Source organism: Hyphomonas sp. ske169, assembly GCF_056850855.1.
This window is the reverse complement of sequence record NZ_CP096146.1, coordinates 323,854-346,415: the sequence shown is the minus strand read 5'-3', so window position 1 is coordinate 346,415 and position 22,562 is coordinate 323,854. Positions and strand designations below refer to the sequence as shown.

General features: G+C 55.3%; 24 protein-coding genes and 1 tRNA gene. 19 read left to right on the top strand and 6 right to left on the bottom strand.

Features of this window, described 5'->3' with window-relative positions; genetic code table 11:
- Nucleotides 1-20 precede the first annotated feature (20 nt).
- Nucleotides 21-1,160: an isobutyryl-CoA dehydrogenase gene (locus tag MY069_RS01725; RefSeq protein WP_482795351.1), complete on the top strand. Its 1,140-nt coding sequence runs from the start codon at nt 21-23 to the stop codon at nt 1,158-1,160.
- Between the two features lie 123 nt (nt 1,161-1,283).
- Nucleotides 1,284-2,144, top strand: a complete 861-nt coding sequence (locus MY069_RS01720) for a TauD/TfdA dioxygenase family protein (RefSeq protein WP_482795350.1) — start codon at nt 1,284-1,286, stop codon at nt 2,142-2,144.
- On the opposite strand, the gene MY069_RS01715 is transcribed toward MY069_RS01720, so the two are convergent.
- The 3 genes from MY069_RS01715 to MY069_RS01705 form a co-directional block, all read right to left on the bottom strand.
- Nucleotides 2,141-2,734, bottom strand: a complete 594-nt coding sequence (locus tag MY069_RS01715; protein ID WP_482795349.1) for a porin family protein — start codon at nt 2,732-2,734, stop codon at nt 2,141-2,143. The genes MY069_RS01720 and MY069_RS01715 overlap by 4 nt on opposite strands.
- 83 nt (nt 2,735-2,817) lie before the next feature.
- Nucleotides 2,818-3,360, bottom strand: coding sequence for a porin family protein (locus tag MY069_RS01710; RefSeq protein WP_482795348.1), 543 nt, complete (start codon nt 3,358-3,360; stop codon nt 2,818-2,820).
- Between the two features lie 129 nt (nt 3,361-3,489).
- The gene (locus MY069_RS01705) at nt 3,490-4,260 is read right to left on the bottom strand and encodes an SDR family oxidoreductase (RefSeq protein ID WP_482795347.1); all 771 of its coding nucleotides are present in this window, start codon (nt 4,258-4,260) and stop codon (nt 3,490-3,492) included.
- Nucleotides 4,261-4,443: 183 nt separating this feature from the next.
- Here MY069_RS01705 and MY069_RS01700 point away from each other — a divergent pair, with 183 nt between their 5' ends.
- The 5 genes from MY069_RS01700 to MY069_RS01680 all read left to right on the top strand — a co-directional run bounded on the left by MY069_RS01700 (nt 4,444) and on the right by MY069_RS01680 (nt 9,041).
- On the top strand, nt 4,444-6,084 hold the full coding sequence (locus MY069_RS01700; RefSeq protein ID WP_482795346.1) for a SulP family inorganic anion transporter: 1,641 nt from the start codon (nt 4,444-4,446) through the stop codon (nt 6,082-6,084).
- A 42-nt stretch (nt 6,085-6,126) separates the two neighbouring features.
- Nucleotides 6,127-7,188, top strand: coding sequence for an enoyl-CoA hydratase/isomerase family protein (locus MY069_RS01695; protein ID WP_482795345.1), 1,062 nt, complete (start codon nt 6,127-6,129; stop codon nt 7,186-7,188).
- Nucleotides 7,181-7,606, top strand: a complete 426-nt coding sequence (locus MY069_RS01690) for a hypothetical protein (protein WP_482795344.1) — start codon at nt 7,181-7,183, stop codon at nt 7,604-7,606. Before MY069_RS01695 ends, MY069_RS01690 begins: the two co-directional genes overlap by 8 nt.
- A gap of 207 nt (nt 7,607-7,813) precedes the next feature.
- On the top strand, nt 7,814-8,317 hold the full coding sequence (locus MY069_RS01685; protein WP_482795343.1) for a MarR family winged helix-turn-helix transcriptional regulator: 504 nt from the start codon (nt 7,814-7,816) through the stop codon (nt 8,315-8,317).
- An 85-nt stretch (nt 8,318-8,402) separates the two neighbouring features.
- The gene (locus MY069_RS01680; RefSeq protein ID WP_482795342.1) at nt 8,403-9,041 is read left to right on the top strand and encodes a hypothetical protein; all 639 of its coding nucleotides are present in this window, start codon (nt 8,403-8,405) and stop codon (nt 9,039-9,041) included.
- Between the two features lie 15 nt (nt 9,042-9,056).
- On the opposite strand, the gene MY069_RS01675 is transcribed toward MY069_RS01680, so the two are convergent.
- Nucleotides 9,057-9,590: a c-type cytochrome gene (locus MY069_RS01675; protein WP_482795341.1), complete on the bottom strand. Its 534-nt coding sequence runs from the start codon at nt 9,588-9,590 to the stop codon at nt 9,057-9,059.
- Nucleotides 9,591-9,805: 215 nt separating this feature from the next.
- Between MY069_RS01675 and MY069_RS01670 the strand changes: the two genes are divergently transcribed.
- The gene (locus tag MY069_RS01670) at nt 9,806-10,213 is read left to right on the top strand and encodes a hypothetical protein (protein ID WP_482795340.1); all 408 of its coding nucleotides are present in this window, start codon (nt 9,806-9,808) and stop codon (nt 10,211-10,213) included.
- An 11-nt stretch (nt 10,214-10,224) separates the two neighbouring features.
- The gene (locus MY069_RS01665; protein ID WP_482795339.1) at nt 10,225-13,248 is read left to right on the top strand and encodes an SdrD B-like domain-containing protein; all 3,024 of its coding nucleotides are present in this window, start codon (nt 10,225-10,227) and stop codon (nt 13,246-13,248) included.
- A 68-nt stretch (nt 13,249-13,316) separates the two neighbouring features.
- Here the strand turns inward: MY069_RS01665 and tig are convergent, their stop codons facing one another.
- Nucleotides 13,317-14,651, bottom strand: a complete 1,335-nt coding sequence (gene tig / locus MY069_RS01660; RefSeq protein WP_482795338.1) for a trigger factor — start codon at nt 14,649-14,651, stop codon at nt 13,317-13,319.
- A 202-nt stretch (nt 14,652-14,853) separates the two neighbouring features.
- On the opposite strand from tig, the gene MY069_RS01655 reads away from it, so the two are divergent.
- Nucleotides 14,854-14,938 (top strand) — tRNA-Leu (locus MY069_RS01655).
- A 49-nt stretch (nt 14,939-14,987) separates the two neighbouring features.
- Here MY069_RS01655 and MY069_RS01650 read toward each other — a convergent pair.
- A complete protein-coding gene (locus MY069_RS01650) occupies nt 14,988-16,046 on the bottom strand; it encodes a helix-turn-helix domain-containing protein (RefSeq protein ID WP_482795337.1) in 1,059 nt (352 codons plus the stop codon).
- A gap of 359 nt (nt 16,047-16,405) precedes the next feature.
- Here MY069_RS01650 and MY069_RS01645 point away from each other — a divergent pair, with 359 nt between their 5' ends.
- Genes MY069_RS01645 through nuoF form a run of 9 tightly spaced genes read left to right on the top strand, consistent with a single transcriptional unit; the run spans nt 16,406 to nt 22,558 of the window.
- Entirely contained in the window at nt 16,406-16,780 is a 375-nt protein-coding gene (locus MY069_RS01645) for an NADH-quinone oxidoreductase subunit A (protein ID WP_482796739.1), read from the top strand.
- Between the two features lie 13 nt (nt 16,781-16,793).
- Complete coding sequence (locus MY069_RS01640; protein WP_482795336.1) at nt 16,794-17,363, top strand: NuoB/complex I 20 kDa subunit family protein; 570 nt, start codon at nt 16,794-16,796, stop codon at nt 17,361-17,363.
- A gap of 12 nt (nt 17,364-17,375) precedes the next feature.
- Entirely contained in the window at nt 17,376-18,002 is a 627-nt protein-coding gene (locus MY069_RS01635; protein WP_482795335.1) for an NADH-quinone oxidoreductase subunit C, read from the top strand.
- Entirely contained in the window at nt 18,002-19,207 is a 1,206-nt protein-coding gene (locus tag MY069_RS01630; RefSeq protein WP_482795334.1) for an NADH-quinone oxidoreductase subunit D, read from the top strand. Before MY069_RS01635 ends, MY069_RS01630 begins: the two co-directional genes overlap by 1 nt.
- The gene (locus tag MY069_RS01625; RefSeq protein WP_482795333.1) at nt 19,207-19,566 is read left to right on the top strand and encodes a hypothetical protein; all 360 of its coding nucleotides are present in this window, start codon (nt 19,207-19,209) and stop codon (nt 19,564-19,566) included. Before MY069_RS01630 ends, MY069_RS01625 begins: the two co-directional genes overlap by 1 nt.
- A complete protein-coding gene (locus tag MY069_RS01620) occupies nt 19,566-20,015 on the top strand; it encodes a VOC family protein (RefSeq protein WP_482795332.1) in 450 nt (149 codons plus the stop codon). Before MY069_RS01625 ends, MY069_RS01620 begins: the two co-directional genes overlap by 1 nt.
- Nucleotides 20,015-21,055: an NADH-quinone oxidoreductase subunit NuoE gene (nuoE, locus tag MY069_RS01615; RefSeq protein WP_482795331.1), complete on the top strand. Its 1,041-nt coding sequence runs from the start codon at nt 20,015-20,017 to the stop codon at nt 21,053-21,055. The genes MY069_RS01620 and nuoE overlap by 1 nt, the downstream gene beginning before the upstream one ends.
- Nucleotides 21,052-21,267 carry a hypothetical protein gene (locus MY069_RS01610; protein WP_482795330.1) on the top strand — a complete coding sequence of 72 codons (216 nt, stop codon included), beginning with the start codon at nt 21,052-21,054 and terminating at the stop codon, nt 21,265-21,267. Before nuoE ends, MY069_RS01610 begins: the two co-directional genes overlap by 4 nt.
- Nucleotides 21,254-22,558, top strand: coding sequence for an NADH-quinone oxidoreductase subunit NuoF (nuoF, locus tag MY069_RS01605; protein ID WP_482795329.1), 1,305 nt, complete (start codon nt 21,254-21,256; stop codon nt 22,556-22,558). Before MY069_RS01610 ends, nuoF begins: the two co-directional genes overlap by 14 nt.
- Nucleotides 22,559-22,562 lie beyond the last annotated feature (4 nt).

Sequence of the window (22,562 nt, the reverse complement as noted above, 5' to 3'; positions counted from 1 at the left end):
CATAAAGAAGGCTAATTGCTATGACTACTCGCCTGACAGAAGAACAGGTTATGATTCAGGATATGGCGAAGCGATTTGCCGCTGATCATCTGGCGCCACATACTCAAGACTGGGACGCGCAAAAACACTTTCCGATCGACGTGATCAAAAGCACTGCAGAGCTTGGCTTTGCCGGCATCTATGTCGACGAGGCTGTGGGCGGCTCGGCGCTCGGTCGGCTGGATGCGGCTTTGATCTTTGAGCAACTGTCTTATGGCGATGTTTCGACCGCCGCCTTTATCTCAATCCACAATATGGCGAGCTGGATGATTGACCGGTTTGGGTCTGACCAGCAACGCAAGGCTTGGTTGCCGAAACTAACCTCGATGGAGCTTGTTGCGTCGTACTGTCTAACCGAGCCTGGGTCAGGCTCGGATGCGGCAGCGATGAAAACGACCGCGGTTCTCGATGGTGACGCCTATGTGCTGAATGGCTCGAAACAGTTTATTTCCGGCGCCGGCACCAGCGATGTTTACGTCTTGATGGCCAAAACGTCCGACGAGGGCGCGCGCGGTGTCTCTGCTTTTATTATTCCGCTCGACACGCCGGGCCTGAGTTTTGGCGCGAATGAAAAGAAAATGGGCTGGAACTCGCAGCCGACCCGGCAGGTCCTGCTTGATGATGTCCGGGTTCCCGTCGCCAATCGGATTGGGGAAGAAGGGCACGGCTTCAAATTCGCGATGGCCGGGCTCGATGGCGGGCGTTTGAATATCGCGGCGTGTTCCTTGGGTGGGGCGCAACGCGCGCTCGACAAGGCGCTCGACTATGCCAAAGAGCGCCAACAATTCGGTCAGCCGATCGCAAATTTCCAAGCCACGCAATTCAAGCTCGCCGACATGGAAACAGAACTCCAAGCGGCGCGGGTGATGCTTTATGAAGCGGCCGCAAAACTCGATGCAAAAGCGCCGGACGCCACCCGCTGGTGCGCGATGGCGAAACGGTTTGTTACCGACACGGGATTCAAAGTGGCGAACGATGCGCTGCAAATCCATGGCGGCTATGGCTATCTCGCCGAATATGGCGTCGAACAGATTGTTCGCGACCTGCGCGTGCACCAGATCCTAGAGGGCACCAATGAGATCATGCGCGTGATTGTCAGCCGGGATATGCTGAAGGGATAGAGTATTGCGGTCCCGCTGATCGAGCTTCGCGGCGTCGAAACCACGCCTTGATCGACGCAACGGAAGGTTCTTATAACTCCTCGTGAGTTTCCGATAGATGAGGCCCGAGGAGGAAATGAGAAGATGGAAATACGGACTGTCGATGGGTTAGGCGCTGAGATTACTGGCGTCGATATCAAGAATCTGAGCGCGTCTGAGTTTGATGCGATCCGTGATGCTTTCGCCGAGCATGGCGTCATCTTTTTCCGCGATCAAGATACAAAGGAAGATGATCATATCGCTTTTGCTGAGCGGTTTGGTGACATTAATATCAACCGCTTCTTCGCCGCGCATCCTGACTATCCGCAGATTGCTCTGGTCGCCAAAGAAGCGGATCAGAAAGACAATATAGGCGGCGGTTGGCACACCGATCATTCTTACGATCATGAGCCTGCGCTCGGGTCGGTTCTTGTTGCGCGCGAGCTGCCCGAAAGCGGCGGCGACACCATGTTTGCCTCTATGTACAAAGCATATGAGGCGTTGCCTGATGCGCTCAAAGAAAAAATCGAAGGGCGCAAAGCGGTGCATTCGGGAAAGCATATTTTTGGCGAAGGGCCGGACAGCTATTACAACACATCCGATGCCGGCTCGCATGATGAGGGCACCAACCGGATCGGCAATTCGGCTGCGGCCGATCAGCTAACGGACCCTGAGCATCCGATCGTCATCACGCATCCCTTGTCTGGCAAGAAAGCGCTCTATGTGAACCCGGCATTCACGCGAGAGGTCGTGGGCATGGAGAAAGCCGAGAGCGAAGAATTGCTCTCAGAGCTCTATACACACGTCTTCACCGGGCATGATTTTCATCACCGGTTCAAATGGGAGCCCGGTTCGATTGCGATGTGGGACAATCGTTCGACCTGGCATTGGGCGCTGAACGATTATCAAGGCCAGCGCCGGATCATGCACCGGATCACCATTGATGGCTGTCCGCTCAGCGCTTAGTCGCGCAGGTCGTTTAGGGTTTTCGCGATCTCGAACAAATTGACCCCCGCACCGACTGTGAAGACCCGATTTCCTCGGGCCTTAGAGACATATTGAGCATGATCGGCCCTGACATAAACTGTGTCAGAGAGATCGAATTTCGTGCCGAACCCAAAGGCCGGTCCGTGAAATTGTTCGACATCTCGATTACCGTCGTGGGTCAGATTGACTGTGCTGAGTTCAAGCGATCCATAGCCAAGACGTCCATGCGCGGACAGTCGTTCGCTCAACGGCGCGCTGACGCGCCCGAACACCGCAGCGTGCGATCGTAACTTGATATCGAGATCCGAGCTTTCGGTCACATCGTGAATTACCGTCGACCCCGCGCCGGTCATCAGTTCACCTTCGATCGCCAAAAATTCGTTGAGTTCGTAGCCAGCACGCGCGCCTAGCGTGAGATAGTCGAGCTCGGGCACTCGGTCTTGAGCATCCGAACCAAAAGTGTCGAATCCGCCAACCAAGCCTTCAACATAGACTTCCTGTGCGAAGGCGGTGGGGGGCAGTGCGCACAGTATTAGTGCGGCAACTAGCGTTCGGGTCGAGACCTGCATAATCAGAACCTTTCAAGAATTCAGTTTTACGCAGTGCGGTGAGCTTATCGAGCTGCCCCTGATCTTCAAGACCTATCCCGACTCTAAAATCTCAGGCCTGCGCCAATGGCGAGAGAGTCAGACTCGAGCAGGCCGGTATCATATCGCGTGGCGTCGCCTCGGATATAAATCTTATCGGTGAGGTCGAACGATGCGCCGAGGCCATAGGCGCCGCCATCTAGAGAGTCGGATACCTCTCCTAACGAGCTCGTAAATTCAAATTCTGTAGAGGCATAGCCAATCCGGCCGTACAGGTTCAAGCGTTCGCTGACCGGTATCGAGAAACGACCGAATATCGCTGCATTGTACTGCAAAGATATTTCTGTCACGACGGGAAATGCTGCGAACTCTTCGTCATCTAAGCCGGTTTGCAGTTCACCTTCGAGGCTGAAATTTTCATTGAACGAATATCCGCCACGTGCGCCGATCGTGCCGAAGTTCAGATCCGAAACGCCAGCGACACCCGCAGCTTCATCCGTGTTGAAAGCTGAGGCAAAGCCTTCCGCGTAGAAATTTTCCGCAGAGGCTTGAGGGAGGACCACGATTGCGACCATGGCCGCCGAGAGAAGGAGTTTATGAGGCTGCATTACAGATTGCCTTTTGCAATAGTTGTAACGCAGCGCCCCCGCCCTAGGAGGTGCCTGGAACCAGCTCAAGTTAACAAACGGACACGCGCCCTAAGAAAATGTTAGATACGATATCGCAATGAAATCAGCCTAAGCGATTGCGCCGCCATCGAGTACAATCGTGTGGCCGTCCACCCATGCGCCGGCTCGAGATGTTAGGAAGATGGCTGTGCCAGCAATGTCCTCAGGCTCGCCTGCGCGGCCACGAGGAATTTGCGCCACGGCCATTTTGTAAATCTCATCATTGCTGACAGCAGCTTTGGTCATATTGCTTGGGAAAAAGCCCGGCGCGATGGCATTCACATTGATCTGATCTTTCGCGAGATCGGTGGCCAGGTGTTTGGTGAGGTGAACCACACCCGACTTACTCGCTGAATACGCATAAGCCGGCATGCCCGGATTATCGAACCCGTGGATCGAGGCGATATTCACAATGCGAGCAGGATCTTCCTGCGTTCCATTCTTGCGCAGCAGCGGCAGGCATTTCTGCGTCATGAAGAACATGGATTTGATATTGATCGTCATCACTTTGTCCCAGCCATCTTCTGGGAAATCATCGATCGGCACGACCCAATTGGCGCCCGCATTATTGATTAGGATGTCGATATGGTCTTCGCGGTCTGAAACCTCGGCGACGAGGCGTTCAATGCCTTCAACGCTGGAGAGGTCTGCTTGGATGGGAATACAGGTGCCATATTCCGATAGCTCTTCGGCTTTTGCCATCAGAGGACCTTCTTTACGGGCCGAGATATAGGTTTTCACGCCATTCTCGACGAAGCCGCGCGCGATCATCGCGCCGATGCCGCTGGAACCGCCGGTGACGATTGCCGTTTTACCCGAAACATCAAACAGAGCTTTCATATGCCTCTCCCAATTTTGTTTCTGCTAAGCTGGAGTAGGTGCCGACCAATGTCCATCTTCACCGAGCGTGAAATGCTGCTAAACCGCGCGGGCTGAAAGTTTAGGGTGGCCGCTGGCCTTGAATTCGCCTACGCACCCGCTCGACTTCCCCGCAAACTTGACCCGTAACTTTGAGAAGCGCGCATGGCCCGTACGACATTTTCTGCCTATGCAGACCGTATTAATTTGACCAATTGGGCGCAGACCCAGCGCGCAACCTTCACGCCGAGCCGAATTAAGACCGAAGTGCTTGCGGGTCTCACGGTCGCTCTGGCCTTGGTGCCGGAAGCAGTAGCCTTTGCGTTCGTTGCAGGTGTGGAGCCTCTGGTTGGGCTTTATGCGGCTTTCCTCGTTGGATTGATCACTGCCGTCATCGGTGGCCGACCGGGCATGATCTCGGGCGCAACCGGCGCCTTGGCGGTCGTCATGGTCGCCCTAGTGGCCCAGCATGGCGTGGAATACTTGTTTGCCACCGTCGTTCTGATGGGCATCCTACAGGTTGGGGCAGGGGTGTTTAAGCTCGGTAAGTTTATCCGCCTGGTGCCGCACCCGGTCATGCTCGGCTTCGTCAATGGCTTGGCGATCGTGATCTTCTTAGCCCAGCTGGGACAGTTTCAAGTGCCAGGCACGGCGACAGCTGATGGTCACAGCTTCTTACCAAATGGCGATTGGTTGCCGGGCGGGGAAATGGCGATCATGTTGTCTCTGATCGGTGTCACCATGCTGATCATTTGGGGGCTGCCCAAGCTCACAAAAATCATCCCTGCGCCCCTCGCTGGGATTGCAGTCGTGGCTGCTCTGGTCATTGGGCTAGGCATCAATACCCCCGTTGTTGGCGATCTTGCCAGCATTCAAGGCGGGCTGCCGAGCTTCCATATGCCAGTGGTGCCGCTCAATCTTGAAACGCTTGAAATCATCCTGCCCTACGCCGTGATTCTGGCGGCGATTGGCCTGATCGAAAGCCTACTGACACTCAATCTGGTTGGCGAGATCACCAATCAACGCGGCGGCGCTTCTCAAGAATGTGTGGCGCAAGGCACGGCCAATGTCGTGACCGGCTTCTTCGGAGGTATGGGCGGCTGTGCAATGATTGGTCAGTCGATGATCAATGTAAAATCGGGGGGGCGGACCCGCATGTCGGGTATCTCTGCGGCTTTGTTTCTGCTCGCCTTTATTCTGATCGGCTCGCAATGGATTGAAATGATCCCGCTCGCCGCCTTGGTCGGGGTGATGTTCATGGTCGTGATCGGCACGTTCGCTTGGAACAGCTTGCGGATCATGTCCAAAATCCCGTGGACGGACGCGTTTGTCATCATCCTCGTGACCGCTGTGACGGTCTGGAAAGACCTCGCTGTTGCGGTGGTTGTCGGCGTCATTGTGAGCGCGCTGGCTTATGCGTGGAACAATGCAAAACGGATCCGCATCATTCAGCGCGACTCCATTCGCACCCCCGGCGCAACGGTGTATGAGATTGAAGGCCCGCTTTTCTTTGGCTCAACTGAGGGCTTTGCTGAACTGTTTCACCCAGACGAAGATCCTGATGTGGTGATTGTCGACTTCATGCGCTCACGCGTGGTCGACCAATCTGCGCTCCAGGCGATTGAAGACCTGGCGGCTAAGTATGAGGCGAAAGGCAAGACGCTGAAGCTGCGTCATCTTTCAAAAGACTGTCATACCCTGCTGAGCAAAGCCGGTCAGTTGATGGTCGATAGTGTCGATGACCCCGATTATGAGATCGCAGCCGACTATAATGTCCGCACTGGGATTTTTGGCGGCGGGCACTAGCGCGCTCTAGACCGCCCGGCGTCGCCACGCTAACGCCATGGCATGACAGATTCAGTTCTTACCAAAAACGAGGGTGGTGTCGGGTACATCACTCTCAATCGCCCTGAAGCCTTGCACGCGCTCAATTTGGAAATGTGCGAGACCATTCTTGCCGCCCTGCGCGTTTGGGCGCTCGATCCGAGTGTTCAGATCGTGATGATTGATCACGCAGACGGAACGCGTGGGTTTTGTGCGGGCGGCGATATCGCCATGCTCCGTGAAAGCGGTATCAGTGATGGCAAAGCGGCGCGCGCCTTCTTTGCCGAAGAGTATCGCATGAACGCGGCGATTAAGGCCTTCCCGAAGCCTTATCTCGCCATCATGGACGGCGTCACGATGGGCGGCGGGGTCGGACTATCAGTGCATGGGTCGCACCGGATCGCCACAGAGCGGACTTTGTTTGCGATGCCGGAAACGGGGATTGGCCTATTTCCAGATGTTGGTGGCGGCTGGTTCTTGCCCCGGCTTAAAGGGGAGCTCGGCACATGGCTGGCGCTGACGGGTGAACGACTCAAGGGCGCGGATGTTGCGGCGGCAAAAGTCGCGACCCATTTTTTGCCATCTGAACTTGTGCCCAATCTGAAAGCGCAGATATCCGAGGCGGATTTTTCAGGCGGCGCGGCAGAAATGCTCGGGGAAATTCTCTCACGGCTCACCCATGATGTGCCTGCAGGCAGCTATGAGGCCAATCGGGAGTTGATTGATGCCTGTTTCGCCCATGACCAAGCAGAAGAGATTGTGGCCGCACTGACGGCGAATGGATCCGAGTGGGCCGTAAAGCAAGCCGAGACCATCCGCTCCAAATCTCCGGAGACCGTCAAAGTCGCTTTGCGCCAAGTCCGCGATGGCGGGCGGTGTGAGACGTTTGAAGACAATATGCGAATGGAATACCGGATTGGCTGGCGGAAAGTGCAGTCGCCTGACTTTATCGAAGGCGTTCGCGCCGTAATCATTGATAAGGACCACGCGCCGAAATGGTCGCCGGGAACCTTGGAAGGGGTGAGCGAGGCAGATGTGGCGCGCTATTTCGAACCGCTGGGCGAAGATGAGTTGAGTTTTGACTGATTTACGTTCTGAATTGGAAGCTTGGTGCCGGTCCTATGTCGACGCATTTGAGCGCTATGATGCCAACGCCATCGCAGCCCATTGGACCTTTCCGGCGCTGACCACTCAAGCCGGGCGATCGTTCGCATTCCAATCAGAGGAGCACTTTGCGAAGAACACGTCACGATTGCTCGGCTTCTACCAGGCCCAACACGTTGAGCGCGTTCATCGAGAGGTGGACGATATTCTGATCATGGGCCCGAATGCGGTCTCGATGACCGTGAGCGACCAAATGATGGATGCTGCAGGTGCTGGGATCGCGTCCTGGCAAGCAGCCTATGTCCTTCAGCGCGTGGATGGCGGCTGGAAGGCTGTGGCGGCTGTGGCTGATGGTGAAGTCGATGCCTGGGCCGCGAGGGGAACACCTTTGGGTGGCTAAGTGGTTATTATGATGTGCTGGTAAGTAACCGGAATTCACGCTGAAACTCTCGGTTTCAGGTAAAACAGGTCGGATTCAGGGTAAAAAGTAACACTTTCGGCGCTTTTGTTAACCAAAAAGCGCTTCGAACAAGATCTGTTTAACGAAATATAAGTCTCGATCCTGTAAATCTACTCAAACTACAACAAAAGTTGAGTGGTGATGGTAATGACAATTTCTTATAACGCGGCTGAAGCCGTGAGCGAGCCTGTGAGCGTCGCTGAATCTTTCGTAAAGTCTCTTTCGCTTCTGGAGCAGGCACACCGCCGTCTTCATGATGTCGTCAAAGACGATCTTGAGCGGGGTGGCGAGCGTCACCTGACTGGTGTTCAAGCGCTTCTTCTTTATGAAATTGGTGAGCACGAAACACCAGCTTCTACCCTGCGTTCACGCGGTGCATTTGCTGGAACGAGCCTGTCTTACAACGTGAAGAAGCTTCAAGAAGGCGGTTACCTCGTACAATCGCGTTCAGAGCGCGACAAGCGTACGGTTCGTCTGAAGCTGACCGAGCGCGGTCACAAAGTTCGCCAGCGTGTGGTTGATCTGTTCGACCGTCAGTCTGCGGCGCTTGAGCCAACGGCCAGCGTTCGCCAGGACGATTTGAGCCAGTTGAACAAGACTGTATCCCGTCTCGAGCGTTTTTGGACAGATCAAATCCGCTTTCAACTGTAGATAAGTGTACTTTATCCCGAATATTATCTAAATATTCGGGATGTGGGGGAGAATACTTATCTTTTCCTGCGTGCTGCCCTGGCCTATGGCTGGGGCAGCGCCTTGGATTCAGGACGAAGGTGGCTGGTACACCCGTGTCTCCTTAGTGAGCGAAGAGGTTGAGGGCCTGCGAGGCTATCGCCGTGACGCTTATCTCGAATATGGCTGGACTGCGGACTGGACCCTCACGCTGAAAGGCGAAGAGGTTAGCTATTCAGAGGCTAATGGGTTTGACAGCAAAGGCTGGCGCGCGACCGCGCGGCGACTGCTCTACAGCTCAGATTCTATTAATCTATCTGCTGAGTTGGGTCTGCTTCAAGGCGCGGCGATTGGCGGGCGAAACGGCTGCGATCGCCTGGGGGTAGAGGCCCGCGGGGGGGTCTCTTGGTCCGGCACGTGGCGCAAACAAACAACTTTTGCTTTTGTAGAAGGCGCCGGTCGGTTTCACGATACCTGTGATCGCCAAAGACTTGAGGGCGGCTTTGGTGTTGAGTCCTACCCGACCGTCTGGACGATTACTCAAGTTTGGATCGAACGCGGCGCGCCGGATGCGCAATCGGACAAGATCCAAACCGAACTGCTTTGGCGGACCGATCTCGCAGACTGGTCCGCCGGATATCGTTACGAAGTTGGGAACACTTTCCAAGAGGAAGGTGTTTTCCTAGCCATCGCGAAACAGTTTTAGACCCGTTCGCCAGCGTTATTCTGCGGTATAGCCCGTTTCCGCCATGATATAGGCGATGACCGCGGTGCGGTCTTCAGGACGGCGAACGCCGGCAAAGCTCATTTTGTTGCCTGGAAGGAAATTGCGTGGGCTTTCAAGCCATTCCGCCAGAATCTCCGGAGTCCAAACTATGTCGGACTCCTCAACGGCTTTTGAATAAGTGAAGCCTTCGACTTCGCCGATGCCGCGTCCGAAAATGCCGTACAGATTGGGGCCGACCAGGTTCTGTCCGCCCTCATTCAGAGTGTGACAAGATTGGCAGAGTTTGAAGGTCCGGCGTCCTCGATTGTAATCTGCAGTTTGATACGGCTCAGGTAGCGCGGCAAACGCGTCTGTACCTTCAATCGCCTCCGCTTCAACTGGAGCGGTATTTTCCGAGGAAGCATCGGCAACTACCGGTTTTTCAACAGTTTTTTCTGGAGTTGCTTCGGTGTCGCTGCCACCACCTCCGCACGCTGTAAGGAGGAGGGCAGAGCTCGCAATGATGAGGCCGGGCTTCAAAAAAGTCATTTAAAAACGGTCCTTTAGGGGTAAATGCTGTTCTATAATGCCAGCATTCCCTAAGGGCGCAAGCGTCCATTCTGTCTCAGCCCGGCTTTTTATGAACGCGCCCATTTACGAGGCGGATCAGCCGCGATCACGGCCTTAAGGCGAATATTAACCATAGCCATGTATTCACGAAGTATAACAAAAAATACCGATGGTGGTTGAAAATGAGATGGGCGATGACGGGGTCTGCCGCGATAGCGGTGGCTCTTGCTGGGACGGCGTATGCCGGTCCCGAAAGCTCCGATGTATGGATCGGACTTTCAGACAATGTAAGCGGCTTTTTGCTGGACGAAGACACAGGCGAACTGTGGATGACAGGTCCGTGTTTAAAGTCTTTGAGTGCTGCGCAAGGCGTGGGCACGCAATGGTCTTCCAGAACGATTGAACTGGTCTCGATTGGGCGCGGCTATGCTCAGCTCGATCAGCATTTTGTGTTCGACTTGAGCGAAGGCGCTGCGCAAATTACGGTGACTTCTGCCGGGCGAGGTGGCGCGCAAGCGTTTCCAGCGCAGATTGATCGTGAATGCGAAACGGGCGGCCTATGTGCTAGCCTGATCGCCTCACAAAGGGCCTGTCAGGACTAATTCGCCGTAAAATGCGTCTTCCGTCCGGTCTTCTGTACGCAATTATTGCGGCTTACTCTGGTGCTCAGCTGAGCGCCGGAGCCCAGACTGTTGCGCCTGCGCCTCATGACGAGGTGGATGTTTTGGCCGCGCCAGTATTGGCTGTGCCGGAGCCAATCGAGTTTGAAGAAACGCCGGAGACCGCGGAAAGCGTTGAATATGTCGATCTGATCATTGAGGGCGCACTGACTTCTATCCGAAGTCGCGAAAGCGACGCAGGAGGGCGGCTCTACAACCTGACGGACATCTCCGAGCCATTGCTTAGCCGCATCGAGCTGCATGATACGCTGCTTGGCTATCACCGCCGCCAGGATGGCGTGCTGATGTCGATCAATATGGCCGATGGTAAGGTTCGTTCGAACAAGACGGTGCTTGGTAAGCTGCCTGGATTTGAGCCGCGCGAGACGGCTGATCCCTGGATCGACATCAATGCGGTGACCATTCTAACCGGCACCCATGCCTCTGAAGATGATCAGGGGCGCACCGTTCTGAAGCTTGATGAGCAGCTTTTGCCGAAATTCGGGCTTGAGCTCTGGGTGAATGGCGAGCCGATCGATACGTTTGGTGATGAACCTCGAACGGTCGGTCCGGTGCTGCTGGTGCCGCTCAAGCCGATCGTCGAAGCGCTTGGGCATGAGCTCACGGTTGAGAATGGAACGGTTACGGTTCGCCGCCAACAAGACCAAGCGGCGATTAGTTTGGAACTGGCGACCGGTTTGGTTTCCGTCAATACGACGCCGCGCGGGGTTGCGCAGGATATGCAGCTGGCTGATCGTGAAGAGCTGGTTTTGCCCGTCAGCGCGATTGAGAGCCTAACCGGCACCCACATCAAGCTCGTGCCGATGACCAGCCGCATTGAGGTCAGCCTAGACACGCGCCTGGATACAACGTCTTTGCCGGGCGCGGACATCGCCGAAGAGGCCAAAAACACCCCGCTGACGCTGGAGCAGTTGACCTATAATGTCAGCGACCGAGGCCCGGTGCGCGTCGAAACCGTCGGTCATTGGAGCAAATATAATTTCCGCACCCAAGTCGAAACTGCGGGCGGTTTGCAAAACCTCGCCAACAAACAGCCGGGTTGGGCGTCGGTAGACATCGCGTCGATGGACGGCTGGAGCGCGACGCTTGGCGATTATAATTCTGGCCTGCGTGAGCTAACCGGCGTTGGGGCTAATCGCGTGCGCGGTGCGGCTTGGCGCAAGCAGCGCGAAAGCGGGTCTGTCGTGGCGCTTGCTGCCGGTATGCCGCTGACGGGCGCGAGTGAAGACAGCGCTACTGTGTCTGTTCCTGAGTTTGGCGGGTTTGCTGCTGGCGGGCGCCTCATCTCCAAGGATCAGTCGCAGGATATTGGCGTTGCGGTCGGTCTGTCCGAAGATGGCGAGCGCGGTGCCCTGGTCGCCAATGGGCAGAAATCGTTTTACTTCGATAATCGCGAAAAGGGGCTGCAGTCGGCCTTTGTGTCAGGCGATGTCGGCGTATTTAGCGGTGAAGAGAGCGGCGTGGATCTGCAAGCACGCGGATCATTGAACTATGCGATCAATGAGCAGCTGGGGCTGACGGCTTCAGGCAGCTATGAAGGCGAAAAGTTTGCCTCTGGCATCAACCGTCCCTCATTTGATGGCGTGTTTGATCAGAGAAATGGCGCCCGGACCAATCTCGCGGTCGGTGCCAATTGGCGCGCAAAAGAAAAGATCGGCGCGTTTCACCGGGTCGCGATCAGCACCCGTGGTACGGTACGTCGGGAAAGTGGTGAGACGAGCAAAACAGCTACAGCGGTCAGCGCTGCGGTAAACGCTCAAATCGGCGAGCGCGGTCCTTTGGTTTCAGCGGTTGTTCAGCGTAGCAGCGATGATTCATCTGGAGAAACTCGCGAAACCGACTCCATCCGTGTGCGCGCGCTGCAGCGTTTCGATTATGGCTCGGTGACAGCGTCTTATGGGTACTCGGTGTCAGATGCGGCTGGAAAAGTGCAGCAATTTGTGGCGACGGCCCAAGGCAATGCGATCAAACGCAACTTGCCAAAGGGCGCGAGCGTCCAGGTTGTTCCAAACGCTGCCCTGAATTGGGATGGCGACAAAACCCGCGTTAATGCAGGCGCTTCTGTGATCGCTGACTCAGGGTTGGCGTTCGGCCAGCGTCTCAACGTCCAGTCGCGTCTTTCAAGCTTCGCTGATTTCACGGCCGAGGATGAGAATGCCCAAAACACCCGTTTCCTTGGGTCGGTTGAGGCGCGCTATCAAGTTTCGAAACACGCGCAACTAACTGCAATCTATACCGATGATTTCCAAGGTCGGTCGGATGTTTCGATTGGTCTGCGCGGTGCCATTCAGTTCAACCCGCCGCGCGTTCGCCGACTTCCGAGCGAGGGACGCGGTGTCCTAAATGGCCGAGTTTTCCTCGATCGAAACCGCGATGGGGTCCGCCAGGCCAATGAACCAGGCGTTCCTGGGGTTCGCGTGAAAGTCATCGGCACCAGAATGGGGCTAAACACCACGTCAGAAGGGTATTTTACGATCCAAAACATCCGTCAGGGCCTTTATGCGGTGACGGTTAGCCGAAAAAGCCTGCCGCTCGGCTATTTGGTGCCGGAAGATGCGCAACCTCGCGTCACTGTTGGCGATGGGCGGCGCACGGATGTCGATATTCCGCTCATTCTCTCTGGGCAGGTCCGTGGTTCGGTGTTCATCGACGACAATGCAAACGGCGAAACCGATCCTGGCGAACAGCGTCTTGAGGGGCAGTGGATTACGCTGATCCCAAAAGCGGGCGGCGAATCCTTAACCGTTCATTCGGCGGCGTTTGGACAATACGGCTTCGAGAGCGTGGAGCCCGGCGAGTATACCGCGCGGACGACCGTTGCTGGTCAGCCGGTTGATGTCGACATTGTCGTCGATTTGGAAACCCCGTTTGTCATCGCGCCGATTCCGGTTCCGCCGGGCTTTTCGGAGAAGGGCGGGGGGGTAGACCTTTCGGCCGGCGTTTTGGGAGCGCCATAAATTCAGGAACGAAAAAAGCCCGCTCGAAAAAGCGGGCTTTTGTGATTTCGTGGAGCCGATCGAGTGATTTACTCGTCGTCTTCTTTCAGGAGCTCGTCTTTAGAGACGGTCTCGTCTTTGACTTTCGCCACTTCAAGAATGTGGTCGACCACTTTTTCTTCATAGATCGGGGCGCGAAGTTGAGCCATTGCGTTCGGATCTTTCTGGAAGAATTCGATCACTTGGCGTTCTTGGCCCGGGAAGTTGCGGGCTTCGCGGATCAGCGCTTGCTGAACTTCTTGCTCTGAAATTTGAATGTCCGCGACGCGGCCGATTTCGGCCAAGACAAGACCGAGGCGTACGCGACGCTCGGCAATGGTGCGGTATTCTTCTTTTAGCTCGTCGTCAGACTTGCCTTTGTCCTCATCCGCTGTGCGACCAGCATCCATTTCAGCCTGAAGCTGCTGCCAGATTTGGTTGAATTCTTGATCAACCATTTTCGGTGGCAGTTCAAAATCGTGCTTCTCGTCAAGGATATCGAGCAGATTACGCTTGGCCTTCGCGCGAGACGCGCCGCCAAACTCATTTTGAATTTGCTCATTGACCAGCTCTTTGAGCTTGTCGAGATCGTCCAGGCCAAGGCCTTTGGCGAACTCATCGTCAATTTCTGGCGTTTTTGGCGCGCGAACTTCGTGAACTTTGACTTCGAAAACCGCGTCCTGACCGGCGAGATTTTCGGCCTGATAATTCTCAGGGAACGTCACTTCAACGTCTTTTTCGTCACCGGCTTTGACGCCAATCAACTGGTCTTCAAAACCGGGAATGAAGCTGTTTGAGCCAAGCACCAATGTGTGCTCTTCGGCTGCGCCACCGTCAAATGGCTCGCCGTTCAGCTTGCCAAGAAAGTCAATAACGACCGCGTCATCCTTGCGCGCTTTCGCTGTTTTGGCGCGCTTATCATATTTTGGATTCGCTTCCGCGATCTGGGTGAGGCGAGCTTCGACTTCTTCGTCAGTAATGTCAGCAACGGGCCGCTTTACCGAGATTTTCTTCACATCAACCGGCTCGAAATCCGGCATGACGTCGACATTCATTTCGTAGGCCAGATCCTCTTCGCCTTCGAGGACCTTTTCCATGTCGCTTTCCATCTTCATTTCCGGCTGCCCGGCAGGACGAACATCCGCGTCCTCGATGGTTTTTTGGCTGGTTTCTTGGACCAGCGCTTGAACGACCTCACCCATAATGTCTTTGCCAAACATCTTTCTGACGTGAGAGGCTGGAACCTTGCCAGGACGGAATCCTTTCAGGTTCATTTGCGGGCGGATTTCTTCGATCCGTTCGTCAAAGCGCTTTTGCAGGTCAGCTTTAGGGACGTTGACCTTATAAGTGCGGCTCAACCCATCAATGGTCTCAACGCTTTCCATACTGGTTATTCCTTGTTGCGGGTCGGGTTGGCAAATTTTAGCGAAAACCCGCGCCATGATTGGCGTTTTGTGATCTGAAACGGCGCTCTATAGGGCAGGGGAGCTTTTGTGTCCACGCTGTCTGTATGACCTTTTGCAGAGAAATGCAGAAGGAGGGGTTGAGGTGGCTTAAATCGCCCGCTAAATGCCCCCTTCTACCTGTGCGGATGTGGCGGAATTGGTAGACGCACTGGTTTTAGGTACCAGCGCCGCGAGGCGTGGGGGTTCAAGTCCCTCCATCCGCACCAAACTCACGTCGTGTGAGGGGTGTCTTTAGTAAAAATTTTGTCCCTAAATCTATGCATCGAGCAGCGTTCGGCGAGCGGCCTGGCGCATTAATCGATGCACCGAAGACAGCGAGTGCGGCTCAACCCAATCCGATATTGGCAGTTGAAACAGTCCGCCCGGCGCCACGCCAAATTCCCTTTTGACCATTCGATTAAAGCTCGCGCCAGACGAAAACCCCCAGCGTTCAGAGACTTGATGGATTTTGCCATAAGTGTGTGGTGTCAGCGCCAAGTCGGTGACCGCACGGTGCAGGCGTCGCCGACGAATATAGTTTCGAACGCCGTCCTCTGTTTCAAACATTCGATAGAGCGACGCGCGAGAGACTCCGAAATTATGCAATATGAGAGAAACGCAGAGATCGGGGTCATCCAAACGGAGTTCGACAAAGTCTTGGATCGCGCGTTTTAAGCTGTCTCTGGCCTGGGCTCTCGCGCTTTCATTGGCGGTTTGTGGTGACATGGCGAGTTCCACACAGCCGAGGAACCGATCTACGTCTTGCGGGTCGATGAAGGTCGCACCGTCGTCCAACGCCCCGAACAAAAAGTCCATTTCGCGCGTTAACAGTCGACCCAGGGAGCTGTTCGCAAGATAAACAAGCGCATGGCAGGCGTCGGAAGCCTGGTAATGAATGGCGCTGTGCGGCACAAAGATGCCTTCGCAGACATTGTCTTTGTGTAGCGCCGAAAAGGGTCGCGAAAAATCTAAGAGCGTTATGTTTCCCGGATGGCCTTCGATTGCGGTGCCGTCTGCGTCGAGCGCGGAAAAGCCTTGTTTAAGCCGATACACGTGAATAAGGCCGCCGATTTCTTCGACATGCCATCTCGAATGGTGATTCACCATGCCGCAATATTTCGACCGGCTGATGGTGATCGGCGCGACATGACAGGAGACGGTGCTGTACTCTTTTTCGGCGTCTTGTTGGTTGAGCGGGATAATTCCAAATAGGTTGCCGCAGGCGGCGATCCAGAAGTCCAGATTTCCGGAGCTCATCGATTTGTACACCGGAGAACCGGGAGCGATTTGGGCGTGATTGATTGCTTCCATGCGTTCGACCCCATGCCGACTCATGCGCTGTTTCACCAAATGAGCGGCGTCGTAATGCTAATCAGTTTACGTCGAGACCCGATGTGCTGTCGAGCACGCGTGATTATCCCAGCGTCTCATTTTAAGGCTGCTGCGTTTTTTTGCTGCCCGCGATTTGTGTGAATTGGGGGATGTTTTCTTCGCGAATCCTAGCGCTGTCAGGGTGCGCGCTTTCTTGTTGCAAATGGTTCTCAGCGACGTGACGCCTGGTCGCATCATAAGAGGGAAGAAAAGCCACTGAAAAAGGCTAGGATAAAGCAGCGAGTCTATGTTGCGCTGGATTCAAAAGCGTCTTATCCGGACGCAATCAAATGTCCGCCACACTCACTGGGAAGGTGCGCGAAATGTCTGAAGTTGAAAGCCTGGCATTAGATTATATGCCGGTCATCTTGTTTCTCGGCATCGGTCTAGCCGTGTCGGTACTGTTTATTGTCGGCAACGCGATCTTGGCGCCAAGCAATCCGGATCCGGAGAAAAACTCGGCTTACGAGTGCGGGTTTAACGCGTTCGACGATGCGCGGATGAAGTTTGATGTCCGATTCTATCTGGTCGCGATTCTGTTCATCATTTTTGATCTCGAAGTCGCGTTCTTGTTCCCATGGGCGGTAAGCCTCGGCGCAATTGGCGTGTTTGGCTTCTGGTCGATGGTGATTTTTCTCGGCGTGCTGACCATCGGCTTCATCTATGAGTGGCGTCGCGGCGCCCTCGAGTGGCATTAGGAGTTCTCAAGACATGTCAGGGGAATTCAAACCATACGCATTAAGCTCCGGTCGCGCCGGGATCGAAGGCGGATTCGATGTTCGGCAAGACGATCCGTTTTATGCGGGGCTGTCTGACGAGCTTGCGGACAAAGGGTTCTTCACAGCGAAAGCGGATGACCTCATCGCATGGGCGCGCACCGGCTCGCTGATGTGGATGACATTTGGTCTCGCCTGTTGTGCGATCGAGATGATGCAGGCGGGCAATCCGCGCTATGATCTTGAGCGGTTTGGAATGGCGCCACGTGGGTCGCCAAGGCAGTCAGACGTGATGATCGTCGCGGGCACGCTGACCAATAAAATGGCGCCAGCCTTGCGCAAAGTTTACGATCAAATGCCAGAGCCGCGTTATGTGATCTCCATGGGATCCTGCGCCAATGGCGGCGGTTATTATCATTATAGTTATAGCGTGGTGCGCGGCTGTGACCGGATCGTACCTGTCGACATCTATATTCCTGGCTGCCCGCCCACGGCTGAGGCGCTGGTTTATGGTCTTTTGCAGCTTCAGAAAAAAATCCGCCGTGAAGGCTCGATTGATCGCTAGAGGGCGTTGAACATGGTAGATCAAACCGAAGCGCTGACCGAGCTCGGCGAGCATATCGCCAGCAAAATGCCGGATGCGGTGCGCAAATTCGAAGTTCGGGTTGGCGAGCTGAATGTCTATGCAGAGCGCGATCAAATCGTCGCCTTGCTCGACTTCTTAAAGCGCGATTCAATGTGCATGTTTGAGATGGTCGTGGACGTTTGCGGCGTTGACTATCCTGAGCGCAGCCAGCGATTTGAAGTCGTCTATCACTTGCTGTCCATGCGCCTGAACCAGCGTATGCGCGTGAAAATTTCGACCGACGAAGACACACCTGTGCCAAGCATTGTTGGTCTGCATCGGGGCGCCGATTGGTTTGAACGCGAAGCCTTCGATATGTATGGCGTCGTGTTTTCCGGCCACCCGGATATGCGCCGGATCCTGACCGATTATGGCTTTGAAGGTTATCCGTTGCGCAAAGACTTCCCGCTAACCGGCTTCACCGAAGTTCGCTATGATGACCTTGAGAAGCGGATCGTGCATGAGCCGGTGCAGCTGACCCAAGAATATCGCAACTTTGATTTCCTCTCGCCGTGGGAGGGGATGACCTCAGAGATCCCGGGCGATGAAAAAGCGACCACCCAAGAGGAGGGCGCCTAATGGCTGATGATATGAAATCCGTGCCGGAGGAAGACCGAACCTTTACGCTGAACTTTGGTCCCCAGCACCCGGCTGCGCACGGCGTTTTGCGGATGGTGATGGATCTGGATGGCGAGTTGGTTGATCGGATCGATTGCCATATCGGCCTGCTCCATCGCGGCACTGAAAAACTACTCGAATACAAAACCTATCTGCAAGGCCTGCCTTATTTTGATCGGTTGCACTATTCCGCGCCGATGAACCAAGAGCATGCTTGGTGCTTGGCGATTGAGAAATTGATCGGGCTCGATGTGCCGCGCCGCGGCAGCTTCATTCGCGTGCTCTATTGCGAAATGGGCCGCATTCTCGAACACTTGCTGAATATCGGAACCTTCATTCTCGATGTTGGTGCGCTAACACCCATCACTTGGGCGTTCGAAGAGCGCGAAAAACTGATGGGTTTTTATGAGCGCGCTTGCGGAGCCCGCCTCCACGCCGCTTATTTCCGTCCCGGCGGCGTTCACCAAGACCTGCCCCAGGACCTGATTGATGACATCATGACCTGGTGTGAAGAGTTCCCGGCGGCCATGCATCGTCTCGAAAGTCTGATCACTGAGAACCGCATCTTCAAACAGCGCAATGTTGATATTGGCGTTGTGGATGAGAAGACGATCATGCAGTTCGGCTTCTCTGGCCCGATGGTTCGCGGTTCTGGGCTCGCATGGGACCTGCGCCGCAGTCAGCCTTATGAGATCTATTCAGAGATCCCCTCTTCCGTCTTCCCTGTTGTGGTCGGCAAAAATGGCGACAATTACGATCGTTATGTTGTGCGAATGGAAGAGATGTTGGTCTCTTGCGACATCATGAAATGGTGCATCGAGAATATGCCGAAAGGCCCTGTGCTCGCGCAAGGAACGAAAGTTTCGCCGCCGCGCCGGGCTGAGATGAAAAACAGCATGGAAGCGCTGATCCACCATTTCAAACTCTACACTGAAGGCTTCCACGTGCCGGAAGGCGAAGTCTATGCTGCGGTCGAAGCACCTGCCGGTGAGTTTGGGGTTTACCTCGTCTCTGACGGATCGAACCGTCCATATCGCGTGAAGCTGCGGGCACCGAGTTTCGCGCACTTGCAGGCGATGGATCACATGTGCAAAGGCCACCAGCTTGCCGATACGTCGGCGATCCTGGGCTCGCTTGATATCGTGTTTGGTGAGGTGGACCGCTAGTGCTGCCAATCCCAGCCTCTTCAGCCATTTACTTGGCTTATCTGACAGGCGCGTTCCTGGCGCTGCTCGGAATCGTGTTTGCGATTTCTCCGACGCGCGGTTTGGCGATGACCAAGCACCGTGCTGAGAATTTGCCGACCATTATGGCTGGTCGGTACTTCTTTATGGTTCTGGTCGCGGTTGGCGTCGCACTGACAGGAACGCTGCAACAAATCGCTTTTGTGTTTATGGGGCTTGCGGGTGTCGCATTCTTTGATGCGGCGACATATGCCCGCGCGAAGACCGCCGTCTTACCGCACATTCTCGCAGGCGTGGGGGCGTTGATCGTGGCCATCATCGCCTTGCAGGGGCAGGTCTGATGAGCGTTTTCCCTGAGCACCGCCTCTCTATCATCACGCTCGGGGTCCGCGATCGTGCCGCGATGACGGCGTTCTATGAGTCTGTGATCGGCTTTAAAAATGTCGGGCCTGAAGGCATGGCGATGTTTGATATGGGCGGATTTATTCTTGGGCTTTGGGAAGCGGATAAGCTGGCTGAGGATGCTGGCCAAGAGGCGCGTCCCGCCGAAGGGTTTCGGAATATGGCCCTCGCCGATAATGCCCGCTCGATCGAAGAGGTCGACGGTATTTTTGCTCGCTTGAAAGAGGCTGGTGTTGAGGTCACGACCCCACCGCATAAAGCCTTTTGGGGCGGATATTCTGGTTATTTTGCGGATCCTGAAGGCAATGCTTGGGAAGTCGCATTCAATCCATTTTGGAACTTTGACGAGGCAGGCCGCGTGGTTTTGCCAACCGGGGAGACAGCGTAATGGCGCTGAGACGATTTGATCTTGAAGCCGGTGGCGATAGTTTTGCCTTCAAGCCGGAAACCGAGCCAAATATCGCTTTTTGGCTGGGGAAATACCCTGAGGACAAAAAGCGCTCGGCGGTGATTCCGCTGCTCTGGCTGGCGCAAAAGGACAATGCCGGTTGGCTGTCAGAACCTGCCATGCGGGAAGTCGCTGATCGGCTGGAAATGCCCTATATCCGGGTCTACGAAGTTGCGACGTTCTACACGATGTTCCGCCTTCAACCGGTCGGCAAACATCACATCCAGCTTTGCGGCACGACCCCGTGCATGCTGCGCGGCGCGAATGATCTGAAAGAGGTTTGCTCTAAGAAAATTGGCAAGCCGATGCATGTCACCGATGATGGCCGGTTGAGCTGGGAAGAGGTCGAATGCCTCGGCGCTTGCGTGAATGCCCCGATGGCACAGATCAATGACTATTATTACGAAGACCTGACACCAGAGAGTTTTGGCGAGATCCTCGATAAGTTGAGCAATGGGGTCGATGTGCCGCCAGGGCCATTTGTGGACCGGCTGAATTCTGCGCCGGAAGGTGGTTTGACCAGCCTGACCGAAACGGACCTGTTCGATGGCTCTCGCAACGCGGTATCTGTTCTGCCGAACCTCCCGGCCGATGCGCCAGCGGAACCTGAGCCGGCCCCAGCGCCGGAGCCGAAGACCACGCTGATCAAAGATTCCAAGCCGGCGCCAAAAGCGGAAGACAAGCCTGAAATCCTTGAGATTGCCGCTGGCGAAGAAGATGATCTCAAGCGGATCAAAGGCATCGGCCCGGTCAATGAGAAGGCCCTGAACGAGCTCGGCATCTACAAATTCACGCAGATTGCGGCATGGACGCCTGCAAACGTCGATTGGGTCGAGGACTTTATGTCCTTCCCTGGACGGATTGAGCGCGAGGATTGGATCAACCAAGCCAAAACGCTCGCCGAAGGAGAAGAAACTGAATTCTCCAAACGCGTTGATGCGGGCGAGGTCGAGTCCTCGAAAGATGAGGGGGACGAATGATGGCCCTCGCTGAAAAACCAGACCCCCGCAAGAAATTGATGCTCGCTGGGGCGCTCGACGGAATCGTGATCCTCACAGGTGTCGGCCTGTTCGTCACTACGGGCAGCATGATGTGGATTATCGGCGCGGTCATCGCAGGCGCAGCGATCAGCGCGCCTTTGATCTTCTCCGCCATTCGCGAACTTAAGGAGCAAAGCAATGCTTCAGGATAAAGATCGTATTTTCACCAATCTCTATGGTGCGCATGATCCGGGCCTAGAAGGCGCCAAGCAGCGTGGCGCGTGGCATTTGACCCGCGAAATGCTCGCTCAAGAGCCAGATTGGTTGTGCAACCAGATTAAAGAAAGCGGCCTCCGCGGTCGCGGCGGGGCGGGCTTCCCGACTGGCTTGAAGTGGACCTTTATGCCGAAATCTGTCGGCGAACGACCGCACTATCTCGTTGTAAACGCTGATGAATCTGAGCCAGGCACGTGTAAGGACCGCGAGATTATGCGGCATGATCCACACCTCTTGATTGAAGGCTGCATGGTGGCGAGCCGGGCGATGCGCGCACACGCTTGTTATGTCTATCTGCGCGGCGAATATATCGCGGAGCGCGAGGCGCTCGAGAAGGCGGTTAAAGAAGCCTATGAAGCCAAACTGATCGGCAAAGACAACGTGAATGGCTGGGATTTCGATCTTTATGTCCACCACGGCGCTGGGGCTTACATTTGCGGCGAAGAAACCGCGCTTCTGGAAAGCCTAGAAGGCAAAAAAGGCCAACCGCGCCTGAAGCCGCCATTCCCGGCCAATGCAGGCCTTTATGGCTGCCCAACCACTGTGAACAATGTTGAGTCGATTGCGGTTGTGCCAACCATTCTGCGACGCGGCGCCAGCTGGTTCGCTGGCTTTGGTCGTCCAAACAATACCGGCACCAAGCTGTTCTGCGTCTCAGGGCATGTGAACAAGCCGTGCAATATCGAAGAAGAGATGTCGATCACGTTCCGGGATCTCATCGACACCCATTGCGGTGGTATTCGCGGCGGCTGGGACAATTTGAAAGCCGTAATCCCTGGCGGCTCATCTGTACCCATGGTGCCAGCTGAGCAGATCATGGACGCGCACATGGATTTCGATACTTTGCGCGACCTCCAGTCGGGTCTGGGGACAGCTGCGGTGATCGTTATGGATCAGTCGACCGATTTGATCCACGCGATTGCCCGGATCGCCTATTTCTACAAGCATGAAAGCTGCGGCCAGTGTACGCCGTGCCGGGAAGGCACCGGCTGGATGTGGCGGGTCCTTGAGCAAATGGTCAAAGGCGACGCCCATCACGACGATATCGACAAATTGCTCGATGTCTCGAAACAAGTTGAGGGGCACACAATCTGTGCACTTGGCGACGCCGCGGCCTGGCCTGTTCAAGGCCTCATTCGCCATTTCCGCCACGAAATCGAAGACCGGATCACGCAGTACCGCGCTCCACGCGCCCTCGTGCAAGGCCACACAGTGGCGGCGGAGTAAGAGA